At 47.4% G+C, this 15,136-nt stretch carries 15 protein-coding genes; 7 read left to right on the forward strand and 8 right to left on the reverse strand.

Translation table 11 applies throughout. The features are described 5' to 3' along the window. Window position 1: 1 nt before the first annotated feature. Together J4N39_RS05675 and J4N39_RS05680 are read left to right on the forward strand one after the other, a co-directional pair. Entirely contained in the window at window positions 2-1,075 is a 1,074-nt protein-coding gene (locus tag J4N39_RS05675; RefSeq protein ID WP_252022894.1) for an efflux RND transporter periplasmic adaptor subunit, read from the forward strand. Beyond that, window positions 1,068-4,157, forward strand: a complete 3,090-nt coding sequence (locus J4N39_RS05680) for an efflux RND transporter permease subunit (protein ID WP_252022896.1) — start codon at window positions 1,068-1,070, stop codon at window positions 4,155-4,157. The genes J4N39_RS05675 and J4N39_RS05680 overlap by 8 nt, the downstream gene beginning before the upstream one ends. 74 nt (window positions 4,158-4,231) lie before the next feature. Here the strand turns inward: J4N39_RS05680 and J4N39_RS05685 are convergent, their stop codons facing one another. Further along, window positions 4,232-5,419 carry a cystathionine beta-lyase gene (locus J4N39_RS05685; RefSeq protein ID WP_252022898.1) on the reverse strand — a complete coding sequence of 396 codons (1,188 nt, stop codon included), beginning with the start codon at window positions 5,417-5,419 and terminating at the stop codon, window positions 4,232-4,234. A 96-nt stretch (window positions 5,420-5,515) separates the two neighbouring features. Next, a complete protein-coding gene (gene cls, locus J4N39_RS05690) occupies window positions 5,516-6,973 on the reverse strand; it encodes a cardiolipin synthase (RefSeq protein ID WP_252022899.1) in 1,458 nt (485 codons plus the stop codon). Between the two features lie 328 nt (window positions 6,974-7,301). Between cls and J4N39_RS05695 the strand changes: the two genes are divergently transcribed. The 5 genes from J4N39_RS05695 to J4N39_RS05715 all read left to right on the forward strand — a co-directional run bounded on the left by J4N39_RS05695 (window position 7,302) and on the right by J4N39_RS05715 (window position 10,963). Then, the gene (locus J4N39_RS05695; RefSeq protein WP_252022900.1) at window positions 7,302-8,636 is read left to right on the forward strand and encodes a sodium-dependent transporter; all 1,335 of its coding nucleotides are present in this window, start codon (window positions 7,302-7,304) and stop codon (window positions 8,634-8,636) included. Window positions 8,637-8,701: 65 nt separating this feature from the next. Beyond that, window positions 8,702-9,400 (forward strand): TIGR01621 family pseudouridine synthase, encoded by a 699-nt coding sequence (locus tag J4N39_RS05700; protein ID WP_252022901.1) that lies wholly within the window; start codon window positions 8,702-8,704, stop codon window positions 9,398-9,400. Window positions 9,401-9,411: 11 nt separating this feature from the next. Further along, a complete protein-coding gene (locus J4N39_RS05705) occupies window positions 9,412-10,353 on the forward strand; it encodes a class I SAM-dependent methyltransferase (protein WP_252022902.1) in 942 nt (313 codons plus the stop codon). Between the two features lie 62 nt (window positions 10,354-10,415). Beyond that, a complete protein-coding gene (locus tag J4N39_RS05710) occupies window positions 10,416-10,673 on the forward strand; it encodes a type II toxin-antitoxin system Phd/YefM family antitoxin (protein WP_252022903.1) in 258 nt (85 codons plus the stop codon). Beyond that, window positions 10,661-10,963: a type II toxin-antitoxin system RelE/ParE family toxin gene (locus tag J4N39_RS05715; RefSeq protein ID WP_252022904.1), complete on the forward strand. Its 303-nt coding sequence runs from the start codon at window positions 10,661-10,663 to the stop codon at window positions 10,961-10,963. The genes J4N39_RS05710 and J4N39_RS05715 overlap by 13 nt, the downstream gene beginning before the upstream one ends. Before the next feature lie 29 nt (window positions 10,964-10,992). Here J4N39_RS05715 and J4N39_RS05720 read toward each other — a convergent pair whose 3' ends face one another. The 6 genes from J4N39_RS05720 to trpB form a co-directional block, all read right to left on the reverse strand. Then, the gene (locus J4N39_RS05720) at window positions 10,993-11,418 is read right to left on the reverse strand and encodes a GspS/AspS pilotin family protein (RefSeq protein ID WP_252022905.1); all 426 of its coding nucleotides are present in this window, start codon (window positions 11,416-11,418) and stop codon (window positions 10,993-10,995) included. Window positions 11,419-11,421: 3 nt separating this feature from the next. Next, window positions 11,422-11,718: a YciI family protein gene (locus J4N39_RS05725; RefSeq protein WP_252022981.1), complete on the reverse strand. Its 297-nt coding sequence runs from the start codon at window positions 11,716-11,718 to the stop codon at window positions 11,422-11,424. Window positions 11,719-11,804: 86 nt separating this feature from the next. Next, window positions 11,805-12,200: an acyl-CoA thioester hydrolase YciA gene (gene yciA / locus J4N39_RS05730; protein ID WP_252022983.1), complete on the reverse strand. Its 396-nt coding sequence runs from the start codon at window positions 12,198-12,200 to the stop codon at window positions 11,805-11,807. Window positions 12,201-12,266: 66 nt separating this feature from the next. Beyond that, complete coding sequence (locus J4N39_RS05735) at window positions 12,267-12,815, reverse strand: septation protein A (RefSeq protein WP_252022985.1); 549 nt, start codon at window positions 12,813-12,815, stop codon at window positions 12,267-12,269. Window positions 12,816-13,137: 322 nt separating this feature from the next. Continuing rightward, complete coding sequence (gene trpA, locus J4N39_RS05740) at window positions 13,138-13,944, reverse strand: tryptophan synthase subunit alpha (protein ID WP_252022987.1); 807 nt, start codon at window positions 13,942-13,944, stop codon at window positions 13,138-13,140. Then, on the reverse strand, window positions 13,944-15,134 hold the full coding sequence (trpB, locus tag J4N39_RS05745) for a tryptophan synthase subunit beta (protein ID WP_252022988.1): 1,191 nt from the start codon (window positions 15,132-15,134) through the stop codon (window positions 13,944-13,946). Before trpB ends, trpA begins: the two co-directional genes overlap by 1 nt. Between the last annotated feature and the right edge of the window lie 2 nt (window positions 15,135-15,136).

Here is a 15,136-nt window from a genome sequence, read left to right on the forward strand (position 1 = left end):
GATGAAGATGAAACTTATCGCAATGGCCCTGCTGGTGGGACTCGCTGGCTGCGGCAAAGTTGAAGTGGTGCCAAGAGACTATCAACCCGAGGTAAAAACCATTGAAGTTGGCAGCAATCAAAGCGCAGGCCAGCTTTACTTTCCCGCCGTTGCCCAAGCGGCGCATAAATCGGCGCTGAGTTTTCGAGTCTCAGGGGAAGTATTAGAGCTGTCAGTTAAAGAAGGCACCTTGGTTAAAAAAGGCGATGTGCTGGCCAAACTCGATACCACAGATTATCAACTCGATGTGGATAACGCTTCGGCTAAATACAGTGTGGCCAACAGTCAGTACACCCGCTCTGCACCTTTGGTCAAAAAAGGCTTATTGGCTCAGTCACAATTTGATGAGTTAGCTGCCCAACGAGCGATAGCAAAAGCCGAGCTAGACCTGGCTAAATTACGCCTGTCCTACACATCCTTAACCGCCCCGATTGACGGCATTATCTCGCGTGTCGCCGTGGATAAATTTGAAAACGTCAAAACCGGTCAGGCGGTGATCAACATTCATAAAATAGACACGGTTGAAGTGGTGGTACAAGTGCCAGACCGAGTTTTTACTGAACAGCCACAGAATATCGATTTCGAATCGATAGAGCTGCTGGTGAGAGTCAAACCGGGGGCCGAGTATCCAGCCAAAATCAAAGAGTACACTACAGAACCTGACCCAGAGACTGCGACCTACAACCTCACTTTAACCATGCCTATGCCAGCGGATGACCCAATACTCGATGGTACGGCGCTGGAGATCGCAGCAAGAAATAACGCCAAACTCAAGTTACTGCCTAAATTAACCATACCTATTGAAGCCTTGTTTAACCAAGATGGCGACGATATCGACCGCACCAACCGCTTTGTTTGGGTGGTAGATGACTCCCAAGTGAGTAAGAAAACCGTCGAAGTTGGCAAACTGGTGGGTGAACAAGTGGAAGTAGTGTCTGGCATAGAGGCTGGACAAGACATCGTTATCGCAGGTGTTGCTCGTTTAAGAGATGGAATGCAAGTCAAAGTGATCCCGCAGGAGGCAGGAAATGAATGAAGTAGCGAACGAGCACAGCCCAAATAAAGGGATTGCGGCGTATTTTATTCAAAACCGTGTCATCAGTTGGATGCTGGCACTGATATTTTTGATTGGTGGAACATCGGCTTTCTTCGGTCTTGGCCGCTTGGAAGACCCTGCATTTACCATCAAAGATGCCATGGTAGTGACAAGTTATCCGGGAGCAACACCGCTGCAAGTGGAAGAAGAGGTGACCTATCCTCTAGAAAAAGCCATCGGCCAGCTCACTTATGTGGATGAAGTGAAATCAACCTCTACCCGAGGGCTATCTCAGATATCGGTGACGATGAAGAACAACTATGGCCCAGATGATCTTCCGCAAATATGGGATGAGCTGCGCCGCAAGGTTAACGACATAAAAGACTCGTTGCCACCGGGGGTTAACCCACCTCAAGTCATTGATGACTTTGGTGATGTGTTTGGTATTTTGCTTGCAGTCACTGGTGATGGGTACTCCTACAAAGAGCTGCTTGATTACGTTGATTATCTGCGCCGAGAGCTAGAGCTGATTGATGGTGTAGGCAAGGTCAGTGTATCGGGTCAGCGCCAAGAGCAGGTTTTCATTGAAGTATCGATGAAGCGAATGAACACCTTAGGTATTTCGCCACAAACCATCTACAACTTGCTGCAAACCCAAAACACCGTTAATGATGCGGGGGCGATTCGAGTTGGTACCGAGTACATTCGTATCCAACCAACAGGGGAGTTTGCTGATGTTGAAGAGCTTGGGGACCTTATCTTAACTGAAGGTGGCGCTCAGGGGCTTATCTACTTGAGAGACGTGGCTGAAGTGAAACGTGGCTACATCGAAGTCCCAAGCAATATCATCAATTACAATGGACATCTAGCGCTGAATATTGGGGTCTCTTTTGCCCAAGGCGTTAACGTGGTGCAAATTGGTGGTAACGTCGAAAGACGTCTTGCTGAACTTAAAGAGCAGCAACCTATCGGCATCGACATTGCAGAAATCTACAGCCAGCCTAAAGAAGTCGATAAATCGGTGAAAGGCTTTGTGGTCAGTTTAGGGCAGGCGGTGGCAATTGTTATCGTGGTACTGCTGTTCTTTATGGGGCTGCGTTCGGGTCTGTTGATAGGCTTGATCCTGCTGTTGACGGTGCTTGGTACCTTTATCTTCATGCAATATATGGAAATCGAGCTACAGCGTATCTCGCTCGGCGCTTTGGTCATTGCGCTGGGGATGCTGGTGGATAACGCCATTGTGGTGGTGGAAGGTATACTGGTCGGGACCCAAAAAGGGCGGACTCGGCTCCAAGCTGCTACCGATATCGTGACGCAAACCAAGTGGCCTTTGCTGGGGGCAACAGTGATTGCGGTGACAGCATTTGCGCCGATTGGTTTGTCTGAAGATGCCACGGGTGAGTATTGTGGCACCTTGTTCTCAGTATTGCTTATCTCCTTGATGTTGAGCTGGTTTACGGCTATCTCATTAACGCCATTCTTTGCCGACCTGTTCTTTAAAGAGGGTGAGCATGACCCTGATGCAGAGCCTGCGGATCCATACAACGGCATGATCTTTGTGCTGTATAAAAACTTCCTAGAGTTTTGTATGAAGCGTGCGTGGCTGACGGTGATATTTCTTGTCGTTGCTCTTGCTGCCTCTTTATATGGTTTTACCCAACTTAAGCAGTCATTCTTCCCATCTTCAACCACACCGATGTTTATGGTTGATGTATGGATGCCAGAAGGTACAGATATTCGAGCCACGAACGAAAAGCTCGAAGAGCTGACCAATTGGCTTGAACAGGACCCAGCGGTTGATCACATCACCACTACTGCTGGTAAGGGTCTGCAACGCTTTATGCTGACTTACGCACCGGGTAAGTCTTACCCAGCCTATGGTGAAATCGTTACACGGGTGAAGAGCTTCGAGCAGCTTGATGCCTTGATGGAGAAATTTGGTGACCATCTGGACGCCAATTATCCGCAAATTGATTACAAGCTGAAACGTGTCGAGCTTGGTCCCGGTGGCGGAGCGAAAATCGAAGCTCGACTAGTAGGCTCAGACCCAACGGTACTGCGTACATTGGCGAGCCAAGTCGTCGATATCATGCGTGCTGACCCTGGTGCGTTCAATATTCGTCATGATTGGCGTGAGCGAACCAAAATCATCGAACCAGACTTTAATGAAAGTCAGGCTCGCCGTTACGGTATCACTAAGTCAGATCTCGACCAGATGCTCAACATGTCGTTTAGCGGACGAACCATAGGTGTGTATCGCGATGGCACCACCTTAATGCCAATTGTTGCTCGTCTGCCAGATGAGGAGCGAGTCAATATCCAGAGCATTGAAGGCATGAAGATTTGGAGCCCAGCGTTAAGCGAATATATTCCGCTACAACAGGTGATCTTAGGTTATGACTTACGCTGGGAAGATCCTGTGATTGAGCGAAAAGATCGTAAGCGTATCTTAACCGTAATGGCAGACCCTAACCCATTTGGTGACGAAACCGCAGCGACGTTGCAACAACGTTTAATGGAATCTATCGATGCGATCGATATGCCGCCGGGTTACGCATTGGAGTGGGGTGGTGAGTACGAGTCTTCTAACGACGCACAAGAGTCGCTGTTCAAGACCATGCCGCTTGGCTACCTGTTCATGTTCTTGATTACCGTGTTCTTGTTCAACTCGGTAAAAGAGCCACTGATAGTATGGGCTACCGTGCCACTGGCTGTTATTGGGGTGACCGCTGGTCTATTGATGTTTGATACTCCATTTGGCTTCATGGCGCTATTGGGCTTCCTCAGCCTTTCAGGCATGCTGCTCAAAAACGGCATCGTATTGCTCGATCAAATCGAGATAGAGATGAAATCTGGCAAGGCGCCATACCATGCGGTTGTTGAAGCATCCTTAAGCCGTGTGCGCCCAGTGTGCATGGCGGCAATTACTACCATTCTTGGCTTGGTACCTTTGCTTCCTGATATCTTCTTCAAACCTATGGCTGTGACCATCATGTTTGGTTTGGGCTTTGCAACAATACTGACATTGATTGTTGTGCCAGTGTTGTATCGCTTGTTCCACGGAGTTGAAGTGATTGACTAGGCATAGTTGAAACTAACCAAAAAGGGCTGGCAAATGAAAATTGCCAGCCCTTTGTTATTTAGTGTGTTGAGCGATTAGCCAAGTGCCTGAACGTATCGTTCAAAAGCAGCTTCCAGATCTTCAATCAAATCTTGGGTATCTTCTAAGCCAATGTGCAAGCGGATCAGTGTACCTTCAAAGTTTGGATTTGCTACTGTGCGCAAGCTGTTAAAGCTCTTTGGCTCGTTGGCTAGGATCAAACTCTCAAAGCCACCCCATGAATAGCCCATGCTGAAGTGCTTCATGTCATCTAAAAGTGCGGTTGTCGCTTTAGAGTTGCTGGTCTTTAACACGAACGAGAACAGGCCATTACAGCCTGAGAAATCACGTTGGTAAAACTCATGCCCAGGGCAGCTCTCTAGCGCTGGGTGGCGAACATGGTCTACTTCTGGTCGCTCTGCAAGCCATTTGGCGATCTCGATGCTGTTTTTCTCATGTTGCTTCAAACGAACATCGAGTGTGCGCAGGCCACGCAATCCTAGGTAGGCATCATCTGGCGAGACACACTGACCCATAAGGTAGCTTTGTTCACGCAGTTGATCCCAGCAGCGCTCATTGGCAACCGCCGTACCTAGCATCACATCTGAGTGACCGACGATATATTTGGTTGCCGCTTGGATGGAAATATCAACACCATGATCAAACGGAGAGAAATTTACCCCTGCACCCCAAGTGTTGTCGAGCATGACGATGATGTCGTGCTGGTGAGCGATCTCTGCCATGGTCGGTACATCTTGTACTTCCATGGTGATCGAGCCCGGAGATTCTGTAAACAACACTTTGGTGTTTGGTTGGATGAGGTCTTTAATGCCTTCGCCAATAAGTGGTGGGTAGTAGGTGGTTTCTACACCCAGCTTTTTCAAAATCGTGTCACAGAAGTCTCGGGTTGGTTCGTAGCAAGTATCCACCATCAATACGTGATCGCCAGCAGAAACAAAAGAGATCAAAGCGTTAGAGATAGCTGCGGTGCCACATGGGTAAAGCGCGCATCCAGCGCCACCTTCGATTTCAACCATCGCTTCTTGGAAGGCAAAGTGGGTCTGAGTACCACGACGGCCGTAGAAAAGCGTATGTCCCATGCGCTCTGAGGTCGCTTTGTGCTTTTCGGCAACCGTATCAAATACGATGGTTGAAGCACGCTGCACTGGTGGGTTAACAACACCGTGAGTCCATTTCTTACTGCGACCCGCAGTAACCAGTTTGGTTGTCTTTTTCTCAGACATGACTTTTCCTTGTTCAAAAAACGGCAATGCCCCAAAACTACCGAATGACGGCTGCTGGGGCAATGCTTTTCATTTCAATTGCGCAAATAGTTTAAATTACAGAAGTGGGCTGAATAGGAAGTAGGCTCGCTCAAAGAAGCGGTGAATAAAACCTCGCTCAGACCATTCAGCAGATTGAATCTTATGTGCTTGATCGATATAGCTCTGCTGCACCCAATATAGCTCTTGGGTGAAGGCTTTATCATCGACAGCCAGTGTCACTTCAAAGTTTAGCCACAGGCTACGCATATCTAGGTTAACGGTGCCTATTAGGGCGTAGTGTTCATCAATCACTACTGACTTGGTGTGCAATAGACCGCCGCTGAATTCATAGATTTCAATGCCGCAGTTGAGAAGCTCCGAATAGAAGGCTTTGGATGCCCACTTCACCATGATCGAATCATTACGATGTGGGATGATCAGCTCAACTTTTACCCCACGTTGAGCGGTCATTTTTAATGTTTCCAGCAGGTTTTCACTCGGGACAAAATACGGGGTGGTAATACGTACAGAGTGTTTTGCCTGACTGATGGCAAGATTTAATACTTGTTGAATCAAGTTCTCGGGCATACCCGGACCCGATGGCACTACTTGCACAGGGTGTGGATCTGTGGCTTCTGGCTCGATGGCGCACAGTGGGAAGCTCGGCAAAATTCGCTCACCGGTCTCTACTTCCCAATCCCAAGCATGGATGGCCGCTAGTACGTTCACCGTCGGTCCAGTGACACGAACCATGACATCAATCCACTGACCCACGCCTGCATCTTGTTTAAAGTGCGCAGGGTCGACCATGTTCATAGAACCTGTGTAAGCAATTTGGTCGTCGATGGTGATGATTTTTCGGTGTTGGCGAAGATCTAGGCGGCGCAGGAAAACACGCATTGGAGATACGCCTAATGCTTGCACCACATCCACACCAGAACGCTTCATCAGATCTACCCAGTGGCTGCGGAAAAAACGGTGGCTGCCTGCGGAATCCAGCAGAACTTGTACCGTAACCCCACGCTTTGCCGCTTTGATTAATGCCGAGGCGACGGAGTCTGCGAGTCCACCTGGGTGCCAGATGTAAAACACCATACGAATGCTTTGCTCGGCATTTTCTATATCTTCAATAACCGAACGTAAAATCCCTTCGGGCGTGGTTTGAAGAGATAGGGTATTACCACATAGCGCAGGAATACCGGTGCGATTGGAGCAGAGATCGTGAATTTGGGACAGTTCACCTTGAATCAGATCAGGTTGATGCGCTTGGCAGTCATGGAGTTGATTAAACCAAAACCCGTATGGACTGAACATGTTTTGCGCACGTTCGGCGCGTTTGCGTCCAAGGTTTAATTCACCAAAAAGGAAATAACACACAACACCGAGTACAGGTACGATGTAGATGATCATCAGCCATGCGAGGGAAACACTGACGGCACGACGCTTTAAGACGACTCGAATCGTCACACCAGCAACTAAAACCCAGTATAAAACTAAACTGACCAGTGCGAAGATTTGGTAAAACTTTTCCATTTTCAGCAAGATATCCGACAAATTTATCGAATCAATACTAGCACTAAATGCGAGAGGGAAACTAGATAGTTCGGCGTGGAAAAAGCGTAACCATTTGCATCCTAGTGGTTGTTGCAAATGTTTGAGTTTTGTTGGTTTTGTAAAGGAAAGGACTTGCGCTGCTTAAATTTAAAGCACTTGATTGCTATAAAAGTGCAAAAAATAGATAAATATAGCGCAGGCGCTTTTAATTTTAATCGCAAACTGTTTTACTTGCCATACTTTAAGATTAACTACGAAAAAGCATGGGTGTACATATAAGTTTACACTCTTGCGGGATTAGGTAAGTATGGCGACTAACTCTCGTGCCCAGTTCTCTTCCAAGCTGGGTTTTATCATGGCTGCGGCAGGCTCTGCGGTTGGTTTAGGTAATATTTGGGGGTTCCCAACTCAAGCGGCCAGTAATGGTGGCGCTGTTTTCTTGATGACTTATTTGGCAATGGTGTTCATCTTGGCATGTCCAATGCTGATTGCCGAGCTTACGATTGGTCGTTACGGTCAGTCGAACCCAATTAAATCGCTTCAATCAATTTGGCCGAAAGGCAGATTAGGTGCGGCACTTGTTGGCCTAACCGGTATGGCAGCAGCCTCCCTGATCCTCAGTTTTTACGCAATTATTGCAGGGTGGTTGATCGGTAATTTCGCAGGCAGTGCAATGAGCATGGTCGGCATGGAGTCAACCGTTGACTGGATCACTAGCTTTAGCCTGTCCCGAAACCTTATTTTGATGGTGCTGTTCATGGGCTTGACTATGTATGTCGTACAAAGCGGCGTGGCTGAAGGTATTGAGCGCTGGTCTACCCGTCTAATGCCTGTGCTGTTGGGTCTATTTGCAGTCATGATCATCTACATCCTGACTCAGGATGGCGCAATGGATGGCCTGACCATGTACCTAGTTCCAGATTTTTCTCATTTCAGTATGGATCTGGTAGTGAATGCAATGGGGCAGGCGTTCTTCTCGCTTTCATTGGGCGTCGGTACCATGATGGTTTACGGTTCATACCTTAAAAAAGATACTAATCTGCCAAAAACTGCCGTTCAGGTCTCTTTGGTTGATACTGGCATTGCCGTTGGTGCGGGCTTGCTTATCCTTCCAGCGATGTTTGTCGCTAAGCAAAACGGCGTACAAATCTTTGATGAAGCGGGTAACCTTTTAAGTTCAGATACCTTAGTGTTTACTGTGCTACCAGCTATGTTTGAAACCATGGGTGTGATTGGTGAGTTTGTAAGCCTACTCTTTTTCGCCTTGATGGTGATTGCGGCATTAACCTCGTCTATCTCAATGCTAGAAGTACCTGTCTCTTGTGCGATTGAGCAACTTGGCCACAAGCGTAAAGTTGCTGTTGCTTGGATCGGCGGCATCATTACCATTATCTCTGCAGTCATTGTGATGAACTTTGGCACCTTGTTTGGCTTCGTTGTTACCATTACCACGGTTTACGCTCAACCAATCTTAGGTCTGATTTTTGCTTTGCTGGTGGGTTGGGTTTGGAACCGAAACAAACTATTGGAAGAGCTTAAGCAGGGGCATCCAGAAATCGAGCAGAGTTTATTTTGGAAAATCTGGCCACTTTACGTACGTATCGTCTGCCCAGTGCTGATCCTAGTGGTATTCTTTGCTTAATTGAGCCGTTATACTTATTAGCCCGCATCGATTGCGGGCTTTTTTATGAGCGCAAGATAGCAACTATGTTCGATATACTATTTACCCATCCTGATTTTCTCGTCATCCACAAGCATCATAATGTCAGTGTGCATAAAGATGATGGTGATACTGATACTGCGCTGCTTCAAGAAGTGGCAAAGGTTTGCGGAGATACTCAGCTTTATCTGATCCATCGTCTCGATAAGATGACCTCAGGATTGCTACTGCTAGGAAGAAACGCCAAAGCAGCAAGTGAGCTATCTGGTCTGTTTGCCTCACGAGAGGTGGAAAAGTTCTATCTAGCCATTGGCGCTAAAAAACCTAAGAAAAAGCAGGGGCTGGTGATGGGTGATATGGCACGCTCACGCCGTAGCGCATGGAAACTTCTCAACAGTAAAGAAAATCCAGCAATTACCCAGTTTTTCTCGTTAGCAGGGGAGAGCGGCGAGCGTATTTTCTTATGTAAACCAAAAACAGGTAAAACTCATCAGATCCGCGTGGCGCTTAAATCGGTCGGTTCAGGCATTGTTGGCGATGATATTTACAATCCTTCTTCTCAAGCAGACCGTGGTTACCTGCACGCATACGCTCTAGGCTTCACTTATCAAGGCGAAGCTTTCCAGTTCGTTTGTAACCCAGCGCAGCAAGAAAACAATGGCGAGAAATGGCGCACACAAGCCATGTTGGACGCACTTACCCAATGGCAAATGCCTTGGCAACTTAATTGGCCGGTAATGAAATAATGAATAACTCAATGAACAGTGAAGCACTAGCGGACTTTTGGCCGCATTTAGCACAGCAATTTGAACAAGCACCGAATGAAGTGCGCCGACTTTTTCATGGTCGTGGCCGTTGTTGGCCGGGGCTAGAGCAGATGACCGTCGATTGGCTGCAAGGCCAGTTGGTGGTGAATATTTTCAAGCCTGTTGATGACGTATTTCTTAGTACACTAAAAACAGGCCTACTTGAGCTTGCCAAGAGCCCTAAATGGGAAGAAAAGGGCGGTTTCGCCATCTTACTTCAGCATCGCTACCAAGAGGGTGCGCCATTTGAGGTACTACTAGGTGAGCCAAACTATCACCCTGTTGTTGTAGAGTCGGGGCTAAAGTATCAGCTGACACTGGGCAAAAATCAGAACTTTGGTCTGTTCCTTGATATGCGCTTAGGTCGTGATTGGGTCGCTGAGCGTGCTAAGCACAAAAATGTCCTCAACCTATTTGCTTATACTTGTGGTTTTTCGGTTGCTGCCATTGCTGGTGGTGCAGACAAAGTGGTGAACGTAGATATGTCTCGTGGCTCACTGAGCCGTGGTCGTGATAACCATAAGCTAAATGAACACAACCTCAACCAAGTGTTCTTCCTTGGTCACGATATCTTCCGTTCTTGGGGCAAAATCAAGAAAGGTGGCCCTTACGATATGGTGATTATCGACCCACCATCGTTCCAAAAAGGCAGCTTTGCCCTAACCAAAGACTACAAGCGCATCTTACGCAAATTGCCCGATCTACTGACAGAAGATGGTGAAGTGTTAGCGTGTGCAAACTCCCCTGCGGTATTGCCAGAGTTCTTGATCGAGTCAATGCAGCAAGAAGCTCCAGAGCTAGAGTTCCAACACCGTTTGGAAAACCCGCCTGAGTTTAAAGATGAAGATATGCAAGCAGCGCTTAAGGTGATGGTGTTTAAGCGACAGCAGTAGATTGTTGCTAAAGTTAAAGTGATACAATAGTATCACTTTAACGATTAGTGAGGAGCCAGCCCATGAAAGTCGAGTTAGTGACTTCATTAAAACGTGAAGCAACAAAAATCTTAGCGGACCTGCATGACTCGAAAGAGCCTGTGCTGATTACTGAGCATGGTAAACCCTCGGCATACTTGGTGGATGTCGATGACTATGAATCGATGCAAAAACGCTTGGCAATTCTCGAAGGTATTTCGAGGGGCGAGCGAGCCATCGCATCTGAGCAATTGGTTAGCCACGATGAAGCTAAGGACCAAATGTCGAAATGGCTCAAATAGTTTGGACCCAGCCCGCATTATCTGACCTCAATGACATCGCAGAGTATGTTGCCATTGAAAATACGCTTGCGGCTAAGCAGCTTGTTCAGTCCATTTTTAATGCCATTGAGCGGTTAGAAGCATTTCCAGAATCTGGCCGAACACCACCAGAGTTACCAACCCTTCCTTATCGTGAAGTTATCGTTTCCCCGTGTCGGGTGTTTTATAAATACGACGGAAATAGTATCTATATCTTGTTTGTCATGAGGCAAGAGCAAGACTTAAAGCGGTTTATGCTCAGTAAAAAATAAAGCCACTGGATACAGTGGCTTTATTACTATCAGTTAACTGTACACTTAGTGCTATCAACACCTTGGTCAATTAGTAGCTGACCACGGCTGTTTCTTAACAACAAGCGGTAGCGAACCCCTTCATCTAGTGCGGCTCGTGTTTCTTTGTGGCTGCAGTAGTAATTTACCGCATTATCCATCAACACTTGCGCTGGTGCACCGCCACCGTCTTGGTTGTACAGCATCATAAGTTCGATAACGCCCCTGTTTGCAGACGCCTTCATCACTTTGAGTGGGCCGTACTCCATCGGCAGGCCAGCAGCCAGCACACTTGCGCGGTGCTCTGCCATCATTTCAATCTTTTCTTGTTTATCATCTTTCGTAGCACAGCCCGCAATAATGGCGAGTAGCGACAGCGAAAGGATAGTTTTCACCGAACTTTTGGCGAACTTAGAATTCGCTAGTAAAGAGCTCATCGGTTAAAACACCTTCTTAAATGGTTTTACGATGACGTTTTGGTAAACACCCGCCTCAATGTATGGGTCGGCGTCAGCCCATGCTTTTGCATCTTCTAGAGAGTTAAATTCTGCAATCACGGTAGAGCCTGTGAAGCCTGCTTCACCTGGGTTTTCGGTATCTAATGCAGGCATTGGACCTGCGGTTAGAAGGCGACCTTCATCTTGCAGTGTTTGCAGACGAGCAAGGTGCTTCTCACGTACTGAAAGACGTTTTTCGAGAGAGTTTTCAACGTCCTGAGAAAAAATCACGTACCACATACTTAAATCCTTTTTATTTTCGAGAACAAGCGAAATAGTAATGCTTCGTCATCGGCGCTGCAGCACCGTGACGATGAAGTGTGAAATTACTCGCCTTTTACAGGGCGAGGGCGGCCTTGGCTATCGATCGCTACGTAGTTGAATTGAGCTTCACACACTTGGTAACGCTCACCAATGCCATCTTCACTGACAGGTTTGACCCATACTTCGAGATTTATTTCCATGGAAGTGCGACCAATTTTGGTACATTCGCCATAACAGCACACCACATCACCCACACGAACAGGCTGTTTAAAGGTAATGCTCGATACTGAAACGGTGACGATACGGCCATGAGAAATTTCTTTTGCCAGAATACCGCCCGCCAAATCGAGCTGAGACATGATCCAGCCACCAAAGATATCACCATTAGCGTTGGTATCTGCAGGCATTGCAAGAGTGCGCAGCAACATTTGGCCGCGAGGAGTGTTTGGAATTGACATACTACTTACCTAAAAAGAAAACCCTCCAGCACCAATGGGGCGCTGGAGGGTAAAATCATACAGTTGTTATTCTTGGCTTTGGTTAGATTCTTCTTTTGGCATCTGCTTGTAAATGTAGATACCAGTGAGAAGTGTAAAGCCAAAGGTCGCTGCTAGCAGACCAAATACTTTGAAGTTCACCCACACATCCAATGGTAGGCTAAATGCTACGTAGACGTTTAGCACAGCACAGAAACTAAAGAAGCCGATCCATGCCCAATTGATCTTTTTCCAGACGGACTCTGGCAAGGTGATCTCTTTGGCAAGCATCCCTTTAATGAGTGGTTTACCCATTAAGTCCGTGACAAACAGACCAATAGCAAAAATGGCGTAGACGATGGTGACTTTCCATTTAATGAAGTTCTCATCGTGCAGGAAGATGGTCATGCCACCGAATACGGTCACCATCAAAAAGGTCACAACCTGCATCTTTTCTACTTTCTTGTATAACAAGAAGGTCAGGGCGATTTGCACTGCCGTTGCAACGATAAGCGCTCCAGTGGCGACATAGATATCGTGTGTTTTATACAGCACGAAAAAGATAATCAGAGGAATAAAATCGATCAGCAATTTCATTTGAGGCAAAACTTCTAAAATTTGATTGGCTACAGTCTACTGAAAAATGATGGTGGGACAAGCTTGAATGGGGATTATGAGTGAATATTTGGTGAGGATTGTTTGAGGTCGGTGGTGTTGAGTCGAGTGTTGTGCTGCTCTCCCCCCTTTTCAAGGGGGAGCGGGAGGGGGTTAAATCGAACTATCAGTGAGTACATGATTTGATTGGTGAGAAATCTAAACCGTCAATTTAACCTTTACACAACAGGCTAGCTCGCATTTTAACCCCTCCCAACCTCCCCCGGGACGCCGGCCGCTAGAAAAGGGGAGGGGCATAAGAGCCTTACTTCTGCGTAGCAGCTTTCATGTTCTTAACAAACTCACCCAGTTCTTCAAGCATCGCCTCTGGCTTATCAAGATTCTTCTCAATAATTTTAACCACAGCAGAACCAGAAATAGCACCAGCCGCACCAGATTCAATCGCTTGCTTCACCTGCGCAGGCTCAGAGATACCAAAGCCTAGCAGTGATGGTGGCGCATTGTATTGCGTCAGTTTTTCAAGCTGTGTACCCATTGGCATATTTGCCTTGGTTTCAGTACCTGTTACACCTGCACGTGATAGTAGGTAGGTGTAACCGCCGCCCAGCTGCGCAACTTGCTTGATGGTTTCATCAGACGCCGTTGGCGGAGCGATAAAGATTGGGTGAATACCAAACTTCTCTGCAGCTGCAACAAACTCAGCACTTTCGCCAGTTGGTACGTCAGCAATCAATACCGAATCGATGCCGACTTCTTGGCAGCGCTGGTAGAAGTTTTCAATCCCACGGCTGTAAACCAAGTTCGCATACATTAGAAGACCAATAGGCATTTCTGGGTACTGTTCACGGATTTTTGCGATCAGTTCAAAACACGTGTCCGGGTTGGTTTTCGCATCCAATGCACGAATGTTCGCCCCTTGGATAGTAGGACCATCGGCTTGCGGATCAGAGAATGGAAAACCTAGTTCTAGGGCATCTGCACCAGAAGCCGCTAGGGTTTGCATGATCTTTAGAGACTGCTCTGGGTTTGGATCACCAATGGTTACGAATGGAACAAATGCGCCTTGGTTTTTCTCTTCTAGACGAGAGAACAGTGCTTGATAACGATCCATTACAGCGCTCCTTTTTGCTCTAGGATATCGTGAACCGTGAAGATATCTTTATCACCACGACCAGATAGGTTAACCACCAGAAGTTGCTCTTTTTCTGGATTATCTTTTGCCATCTTAACGGCGTGCGCCAATGCGTGAGAAGACTCAAGCGCAGGAATGATACCTTCATTGCGCGCCAGCATTTGGAACGCTTCTAGGGCTTCATCATCAGTCACTGATTCGTATTGAGCGCGGCCAATAGCGTTCAGGTGAGCATGCTGAGGACCAACCGATGGGAAATCAAGTCCCGCCGATACAGAGTAAGACTCTTCAACTTGTCCGTGCGCATCTTGCATCAGTGGTGCTTTCATACCAAAGAAGATACCCGTTGTGCCATGCTTAAGTGGCGCACCGTGTTGGTCGGTATCGATGCCAAGACCTGCTGGCTCAACACCAATCAGACCAACTTCTTCATCGTCGATGAAGTCAGCAAACATGCCAATAGCGTTTGAACCGCCACCAACACAAGCAATAACAGCATCTGGAAGGCGGCCTTCACGAGCAAGGATCTGGTTCTTGGTTTCTTCTCCAATCATACGTTGGAAATCACGCACGATGGTTGGGAATGGGTGAGGGCCAGCCGCCGTACCCAGTAGGTAGTGCGCCGTTTCATAGCTTGCAGACCAGTCACGCAGTGCTTCGTTACAAGCATCTTTTAGCGTTGAGCTACCTGAATGCACAGGGATCACTTCAGCACCCATTAAGCGCATACGGAATACGTTCGGGCTTTGACGCTCAACGTCTTTAGCACCCATGTAAACACGGCATTTAAGGCCAAGTAGAGCACATGCCAACGCCGTTGCAACACCGTGTTGACCTGCACCTGTTTCTGCGATGATTTCATCTTTACCCATGCGTTTAGCAAGCAGCGCCTGACCTAATACTTGGTTAGTTTTGTGTGCACCACCGTGAAGCAAATCTTCACGTTTTAGGTACAGCTTAGTTTTGGTGCCTTTGGTCAAGTTGCGAGTCAGTGTTAGCGCCGTTGGGCGGCCAGCGTACTCTTGCAGCAGTGACATAAATTCCGCACGAAAGCTAGGATCTGCTTGGGCGTCGATAAAAGCTTGTTCAAGTTGGTCCAATGCTGGCACCAAGATTTGAGGCACGAACTGGCCTCCGTATTCGCCGAAGTAGGCATCTAATTTAGCCATGG

The sequence above is a fragment of the Vibrio sp. SCSIO 43136 genome (assembly GCF_023716565.1).
Lineage (GTDB): Bacteria > Pseudomonadota > Gammaproteobacteria > Enterobacterales > Vibrionaceae > Vibrio.

What these genes read in the sequence shown, in the direction of transcription:
- yciA (WP_252022983.1), bottom strand. Translation starts at nt 12,200, where the DNA reads ATGTCAATTCCAAACACTCCTCGCGGCCAAATGTTGCTGCGCACTCTT.
- J4N39_RS05715 (WP_252022904.1), top strand. Translation starts at nt 10,661, where the DNA reads ATGGCTCAAATAGTTTGGACCCAGCCCGCATTATCTGACCTCAATGAC.
- J4N39_RS05705 (WP_252022902.1), top strand. Translation starts at nt 9,412, where the DNA reads ATGAACAGTGAAGCACTAGCGGACTTTTGGCCGCATTTAGCACAGCAA.
- J4N39_RS05700 (WP_252022901.1), top strand. Translation starts at nt 8,702, where the DNA reads ATGTTCGATATACTATTTACCCATCCTGATTTTCTCGTCATCCACAAG.
- trpA (WP_252022987.1), bottom strand. Translation starts at nt 13,944, where the DNA reads ATGGATCGTTATCAAGCACTGTTCTCTCGTCTAGAAGAGAAAAACCAA.
- J4N39_RS05680 (WP_252022896.1), top strand. Translation starts at nt 1,068, where the DNA reads ATGAATGAAGTAGCGAACGAGCACAGCCCAAATAAAGGGATTGCGGCG.
- J4N39_RS05725 (WP_252022981.1), bottom strand. Translation starts at nt 11,718, where the DNA reads ATGTGGTACGTGATTTTTTCTCAGGACGTTGAAAACTCTCTCGAAAAA.
- trpB (WP_252022988.1), bottom strand. Translation starts at nt 15,134, where the DNA reads ATGGCTAAATTAGATGCCTACTTCGGCGAATACGGAGGCCAGTTCGTG.
- J4N39_RS05735 (WP_252022985.1), bottom strand. Translation starts at nt 12,815, where the DNA reads ATGAAATTGCTGATCGATTTTATTCCTCTGATTATCTTTTTCGTGCTG.
- J4N39_RS05675 (WP_252022894.1), top strand. Translation starts at nt 2, where the DNA reads ATGAAGATGAAACTTATCGCAATGGCCCTGCTGGTGGGACTCGCTGGC.
- J4N39_RS05710 (WP_252022903.1), top strand. Translation starts at nt 10,416, where the DNA reads ATGAAAGTCGAGTTAGTGACTTCATTAAAACGTGAAGCAACAAAAATC.
- J4N39_RS05695 (WP_252022900.1), top strand. Translation starts at nt 7,302, where the DNA reads ATGGCGACTAACTCTCGTGCCCAGTTCTCTTCCAAGCTGGGTTTTATC.
- J4N39_RS05685 (WP_252022898.1), bottom strand. Translation starts at nt 5,419, where the DNA reads ATGTCTGAGAAAAAGACAACCAAACTGGTTACTGCGGGTCGCAGTAAG.
- J4N39_RS05720 (WP_252022905.1), bottom strand. Translation starts at nt 11,418, where the DNA reads ATGAGCTCTTTACTAGCGAATTCTAAGTTCGCCAAAAGTTCGGTGAAA.
- cls (WP_252022899.1), bottom strand. Translation starts at nt 6,973, where the DNA reads ATGGAAAAGTTTTACCAAATCTTCGCACTGGTCAGTTTAGTTTTATAC.